Consider the following 7,005-nt stretch of genomic DNA (forward strand, 5'->3'; position numbering starts at 1 on the left):
TTAAAGAAACATATAATATAATCGAAAGCGGCGAGATTATAGAGAAAGGATCGAGCGAATACTCCCTGGTGTCATATACCCTTCATTAATAGCCGAATAGTCGGTTTCGTATCGATACTGTTTCATCGGAGGGCGGTGAAAAGACACATTTTCATCGCCCTCTTAAATTTTTTAAAAGTACTGTTTTCTTGATATCACGAAGAGTGGTCTTTCTTCGGGATATTAAATTGAGTATATTATAGAGATAATAAAGGAATTAACGAATGGAGATCATGTGAAGATTACAGCGGTTGTGAAAGGTTCCCCTGCCGAAATTGCGGGAATACGTCCGGGAGATGAGGTGACAGCAGTCAACGGCGGCTCTGCCCGTGATGAGATCGATCTTATGTATTACGGTTCCGGGGAGACGACCACATTCACCGTGCGGCGCGGTTCGAAAGAATTTACACGAACGTTCGACGGGGCTGAAGACCACGGCATGGAATTCGAACCCATGAAGTTTATGTCATGCGGCAACAACTGCCTGTTCTGTTTTATCGACCAGAATCCCCGCGGAATGAGAAAGGCTGTGTATTTCAAGGATGAAGATTACCGTCTTTCATTTCTCCATGGCGCGTATGTGACTTTAACAAGCCTGAAAGAACATCATCTCGGAAGGATCGTTGAACAGCATCTCAGCCCGCTCTACGTTTCGGTTCATGCTACCGACCCTATAGTGAGAAAAAAACTTCTGGGGCTTTCTGGTGATGACGGTCTCATGGAAAAGATCGACCATCTTGTCGGCGAAGGGATTGTGCTCCACTGCCAGATTGTCATCTGTCCGGGCATCAATGACGGTGATGTGCTTGAGCGGAGTATCCGTGATCTTCGTGAACGGTACCCTGAAATACGGTCTGTGGCGATTGTCCCCGTCGGACTGACAAAATACCGTGATGATCTCTTCCCGCTTAAGGGAATAGATAGTGTCGATGCCACTCAAACTATCGTGCTCGTTGACGGGTTTCATGAAAAATACTTAGGGGAAGACGGATACGGTTTTGTATATTGTTCCGATGAATGGTATATCCGCGCGGGCCATGAGATACCGGGAACCATCTATTATGACGATTTTCCCCAGATAGAAAACGGCGTGGGTATGATTCGTGATTTTATGGAGTCTGTTTCGGGACTGGAACACCGTCTGGGAATGACAGAGCCGCGTCCGGGGAATTATGTGCTGGTGACTGGCGTTTCCATGTCACCATATATCGAGGATTTGTCGCTTTGTCTCAATAAGGTTCCGGGTATTCAGGCGAGGACGGTGACGGTGAGGAACGGGTTTTACGGCGATTCGGTGACGGTATCGGGTCTTTTGACAGGCAGGGATATTATAAATGCGCTCCGGGATACCGGTCATGAAGAGACTGTTGTGCTGCCTCCGAACTGTCTCAACGCCGATGGTGTTTTTCTCGATGATACGACGCCGGAGAATATTGCGGATACATATGGCATCGAGGTGATTCAGGGTACGTATAATCCTCTGGATGTTTTTTTCCAGGAGGATACACGCCTGACAATCGACACCTGACTTCAAATATGAATCATTGAAATCCTTGTTTCTCTGCCTTTTCAATACAACCATAAACTATAAACCATAAACCAAGAATGTAGTTAAAAAATGGCTATTCCGGTTATTGCTATCATAGGCCGTCCCAATGTCGGGAAGTCCACACTGTTCAATCGTATCCTTCGGCGTCAGGTTGCTATCGTCGACGACACTCCCGGTGTCACCCGCGACCGCAATTCCTATGAATTCGAATGGAACGGAAAGAAGTTCATGCTTGTCGACACCGGCGGTTTTATCATATCAAGCAAGGATACCATGGAACAGGCGGTATCGGAGCAGAGCCTTCTTGCAATCGAGGAGTCCGATGTCGTTCTCTTTCTCGTTGATGTGAACGGAGGAATTACCGACTTTGACCGCGCGATCTGCGAAGTGCTTTTCAGGAGCGGCAAACCGGTTATTCTCGGAGTGAATAAAGTCGACTCCAACCGTCAGGCATACGATATTTACGAGTTCTACAGTCTCGGAATCGGCGATCCGTATCCCGTATCCGGTAAAACAGGCAGGGGAACCGGTGATCTGCTCGATGCGGTTATTGAAAAACTTCCCGTGAATGATAAAGACTGGAATGATCTTGTTTCTCCGCTGAGGATAGCCATAATAGGACGGCCCAATGTGGGGAAATCGTCCATTGTCAACTGCCTTACCGGGAAAAAAAGCGTTCTGGTGACCGATATTCCGGGGACAACCCGTGATTCAACCGATACCCATATCAAATACAGGGGCCGTGATATTATTCTCGTCGATACGGCCGGATTGAAAAGAGTTACGAAACTGAAGGAGTCTCTCGAGTACTACAGTTCCCTCAGGACGCTCAGGAGTCTTTCTCGGTGCGATATTGCGGCTGTTGTTCTTGACATCAGCGAGGGACTTTTATCGTATGACAAGAATCTTATCGATGATGTCGATAAATCCGGTAAAGGCATGATCATGGTAGCCAACAAGTGGGACCTCGTCGAAAAAGACCATATGACCATGAAAAAAATCGAGGCAGAGATTCGGAACTCCCTGCCGGACAAGGATGCGTTTAAAATGATCTTTACCTCGGCCCTCACCACGCAGCGGGTCTTTAACATCATCGATAACGCGATACAGATTCAGGATGCCCGTACATTGAGGATTTCCACAGCCGAGATCAACCGTTTTACCGAGACATTCAGATTTCCTCCGAGCGCCGGTGATGTATCGATCCTGTATGGTACACAGTACGGTATCGAACCGCCCTCCTTTGTGTTTTTTGTCAGTGATGTCAGAAAAATGAAAGAACATGTCACCAGATATGTCGAGCGTTCCCTCCGTAAAGAGTATGGTTTCGAAGGGACACCGATCAAGGTGACATTCAAGCAGCGCGGTAAACAATAAAACCTTAGATCATAATGACAGGCACAAGGCACAAGGCATAAGGCACAAGTGAAAAAACTATAAACCTGAGACCAGAGACCAGAAACTATCGACCATAAACCAAACAATATTTGCTTTTAAACCTGACCTTCAGTATCATACAATATCATGTTGACAATTCTGTTAATCGTGCTTTCGTACTGTATCGGTTCGATCCCTACGAGTATCATATTCGGCAAGGTTTTCCGGGGGATCGATGTCCGTGAGCATGGCAGCCGTAATCCCGGCGCCACCAACACGTTCCGTGTCCTCGGGAAACGTATCGGGATAACTGTCGGGCTCATCGATATATTCAAAGGTTTCTTTTGCGTCGTGTTTCTGACAGGATTCGTGCCTTCCGATCCCTCTGTTTCTCTCGAGGTGCGCCGTATTCTGGCCGGTCTGGCGGCAATATCGGGTCATGTATGGACTGTTTTTGCCGGATTCAAAGGAGGGAAAGGAGTGGGAACCGCATTCGGAGTATTTCTGGGGCTGTCTCCGGTGCCGTCCCTTATCGCGGTCGTTGTATGGGTGGCGCTAACCTTCGGCACTGGTTATGTTTCGGTCGGGAGCATAGCGGCTGCTGCGGTTCTGCCTGCATCGGTGATCATTCTTGGGATTGTCAGAGGGAATCAGTCGGTTTTGCTGTCGGCTCTTTCGGTCATTATCGGTCTGCTGGTTATTGTACGGCACCGCTCGAACATTGTCAGACTGATGAAAGGCGAGGAAAACCGTTTCGGCAGGAGGGGTAAACAACAGGCATCCGTAACGGGTGAAAAATGAGTAATAACCTTTGAAGTAATTATTAGTACCATGCTTGAATACCTGATATAATATTTATCTCCCCTCTCCTGTTTACGGCGGGGGTGAGGGTTCCCTGAAATTCTTTCACACAGAGGGAAAGGGAACTGATAAGTATAACCATTTTTCATTATTTCAATGGTTTCGAGTAATAAGTGATACCCTCCTGGTCATATATATTTACTTTGGTGATACTATTATGAAAATTACCGTGCTCGGAGCGGGTAACTGGGGTACGACTGCCGCGCTTCTGCTCGATAAAAACGGACATACGGTATCCTTGTGGGAGTACAATGAACAGCTTGCGCGGGATATGATCGAACACCGCGAGAACGAAACATATCTCAGAGGATTTCCAATTCCCGATACGATACTGGCCACCTGGCGCCTCGGAGAAGCGGTCGAAGGTGCGGACATGCTCGTTTTTGCCGTTCCGTCCTCTGTCATGCGTCAGACAGCGAAGGCTGTGAAGAATGCCGGGAATTTGAGCGAAAATGTGCTCATGGCGTCTCTTTCCAAGGGGCTCGAACATGATACGATGATGACTATGACAGGCATTATCGCAGAGGAGACCGGAGTAGAGAAGACTGTTGCCCTGTCGGGTCCGTGTATTGCAAACGAGGTTGCACGGGGACTGCCTACAACTATTGTGTCGGCCTCCGATGTTCCCGAAGCGGCACTTACCGTAAGGGATGCGTTTATGACGCCGCGGTTCAGGGTTTATACATCTGATGACCCGCATGGTGTCCAGCTCGGTGGTGCGCTGAAAAACATTATCGCCATTGCCGCGGGGATAAATGACGGTCTCGGGTATGGCACGAATGCAAAGAGCGCGCTTGTAACGAGGGGAATAGTTGAAATAATACGGTTTGGAAAGATGCAGGGCGCCTGTCCCGAAACATTCAACGGCTTATCGGGAATAGGCGATCTCATAACGACCTGTATCAGCGGCCATTCACGGAACAGACGTCTGGGAGAGGAACTCGCCCGCGGCAGGAAAACCGAGGACATTCTCAGGGAAATGGTCATGGTCGCCGAGGGAGTGCCGACAACGAGATCGGTTCATGAATATGCCGTGAAGCATGACATCGATATGCCGATTACCACGAAAGTATATGGCGTTCTTTTCGAGGGCCTGCCGCCCGGTGAAGCGGTCCGCGAACTCATGACCCGCGACCCGAAACACGAACATATTGTATGAGAGCTTTATCCTCAATCGACAGTTTACCAAATCCCGAACCATGAACAGTAAACTATAAACCAGAAACCAGAAAAAAATCATGGCTGAGGAAAAGAAAAAACTCTATTACTCCATCAGCGAAGTGGCCGAGATGACTGGGCTGAAACCGCATATTCTCAGATTCTGGGAAGGCGAGTTCCCCACGCTCAGGCCCCGCAAGAACCGTGCGGGTAACCGCGCGTATACCGACCGCGATGTGAGAATTGTCAGGCTTATCAGGCATCTCCTCTACGATGAAAAATATACCATCGAGGGCGCAAAGAAACGTTTGAAAACCGACAGGGATGCCACGGAATCCCAGCTTTCGCTTCCGTTCACACAGAACGAGGTCAATGTTAAGGAAATTCTGGCCGATCTTCGCAAACTGCAAAAAATGATTGATACACTATAAGAAGAGCTTGTAAAACAATATCTTATATGTTGATAGAAGCTGCCATAGATCAGCACGAAGTGCCGATCCCCGATTAATGATTTTGGGACATGTTTGATGCCCTTGACAGCAACAAAACAACATATTTCATTATCGGGCGCGTGAAAAACCTTTTTCAGCGCCCTCATAAAATAGACTGGAGTATCACTGCATGAAAGTATCGAGCTGCTTTATACCGACGCGCAAAGAAATCCCCAAGGAAGCCGAAATACCGAGCCACCGGATGATGCTGAGAGCCGGGCTTATCCGTCAGCACATCGCGGGCGTTTATTCCATACTGCCCCTCGGGTGGCGTATCCTGAGGAATATCATGGAAATCATCCGTCAGGAGATGGAGCGTATCGGATGTCAGGAATTTTATCTCCCGGTGCTTTCCTCGGCGGAGCTCTGGGCGCAGAGCGGGCGTTGGGATACATTCGGAGACGATATGTTCCGTCTCAAGGATCGGAAAGGCCGCAGCCTCTGCCTTGCACCGACTCACGAAGAGGTTTTCGCCGAGATAGCCTCCCATGATATACGATCATACCGTGATCTTCCCCAGATGTGGTACCAGATTCAGACCAAGTTCAGGGACGAGGTACGTCCCCGGTCGGGCCTCCTGAGGGTTCGTCAGTTTTTCATGAAGGATGCGTATTCATTCGATGTCGATGCCGAGGGTCTCGACAGGAGCTATCAGCTCCAGCGTGAAGCCTATATACGGATATTTGAGCGTTCGGGGCTCGATATCAGGATTGTCAGAGCATCCTCCGGTGCAATGGGAGGCCGTGACTGCGAAGAATTCATGGTGCTGTCTGAGTCCGGCGACGACGAAATCGTCAACTGTCACTCGTGCGGTTATGCGGCAAACCAGGAAATCGCGGAATCGGTGGTCGAACCGGTGACAGGAGAGCGGAAAGAGCTCCGTAAAACCCACACGCCCGATAAGCGGACAATTGATGATGTTTCAGATTTTCTTCATGTAGAACCGTCACGGCTCGTGAAATCGCTTCTTTATGTTACCCTCAAGGACAACGAACGGGTATTTATTCTTGTCAGGGGGGATCATCAGGTTGACGATGTCAAACTCGCAGCGGTACTCGGGGAATGCAGACCGGCTGAGCCCGACGAAGTCAGTGCTCTTACCGGCGCCGAAGTGGGTTTTGTCAGCCCGATCGGTATCGACAACGTTAAAGTATTTGCCGATCCGGTGCTTAAGGGAACAACCGATCTGGTTGCCGGAGCAAACGAGATTGACTGCCATTATATCGGCGTGGACATGGACCGTGATATCCGGATTGATCGTTACATTCAGCTCAGGGCCGTACAGGCAGGTGACCCGTGCATAGTATGCGGAGCGAAGCTTTCCGTCTCCCGTGCAATCGAGGTTGGACACATCTTCAAGCTCGGAACACGGTATTCCGAAGCATTGAACGCCAGTTTCCTCGATGAAAACGGGATTTCGCATCCCATTGTCATGGGTTCGTACGGTATCGGTGTCGAACGGATCATGGCAAGTGTGATCGAACGGAACTTCGATGGTACATCGATGGTCTGGCCCAGGGAACTGGCGCC

General features: G+C 49.2%; 6 protein-coding genes. All 6 read left to right on the plus strand.

What is annotated here, in order from left to right:
- The first annotated feature begins 274 nt into the window (after nucleotides 1-274).
- Nucleotides 275-1,567, plus strand: a complete 1,293-nt coding sequence (locus LLG96_13385) for a DUF512 domain-containing protein (GenBank protein MCE5251204.1) — start codon at nucleotides 275-277, stop codon at nucleotides 1,565-1,567.
- 90 nt (nucleotides 1,568-1,657) lie between these two features.
- On the plus strand, nucleotides 1,658-2,965 hold the full coding sequence (der, locus tag LLG96_13390; GenBank protein MCE5251205.1) for a ribosome biogenesis GTPase Der: 1,308 nt from the start codon (nucleotides 1,658-1,660) through the stop codon (nucleotides 2,963-2,965).
- 147 nt (nucleotides 2,966-3,112) lie between these two features.
- Complete coding sequence (gene plsY, locus LLG96_13395; GenBank protein ID MCE5251206.1) at nucleotides 3,113-3,766, plus strand: glycerol-3-phosphate 1-O-acyltransferase PlsY; 654 nt, start codon at nucleotides 3,113-3,115, stop codon at nucleotides 3,764-3,766.
- Nucleotides 3,767-3,983: 217 nt separating this feature from the next.
- On the plus strand, nucleotides 3,984-4,985 hold the full coding sequence (locus LLG96_13400) for an NAD(P)-dependent glycerol-3-phosphate dehydrogenase (protein MCE5251207.1): 1,002 nt from the start codon (nucleotides 3,984-3,986) through the stop codon (nucleotides 4,983-4,985).
- A gap of 79 nt (nucleotides 4,986-5,064) precedes the next feature.
- Entirely contained in the window at nucleotides 5,065-5,415 is a 351-nt protein-coding gene (locus LLG96_13405; GenBank protein ID MCE5251208.1) for a MerR family transcriptional regulator, read from the plus strand.
- 190 nt (nucleotides 5,416-5,605) lie between these two features.
- On the plus strand, nucleotides 5,606-7,005 hold a 1,400-nt coding region (locus LLG96_13410; protein MCE5251209.1), incomplete at its 3' end, for a proline--tRNA ligase.

Source organism: bacterium (assembly GCA_021372535.1).
Lineage (GTDB): Bacteria > Latescibacterota > Latescibacteria > Latescibacterales > Latescibacteraceae > JAFGMP01.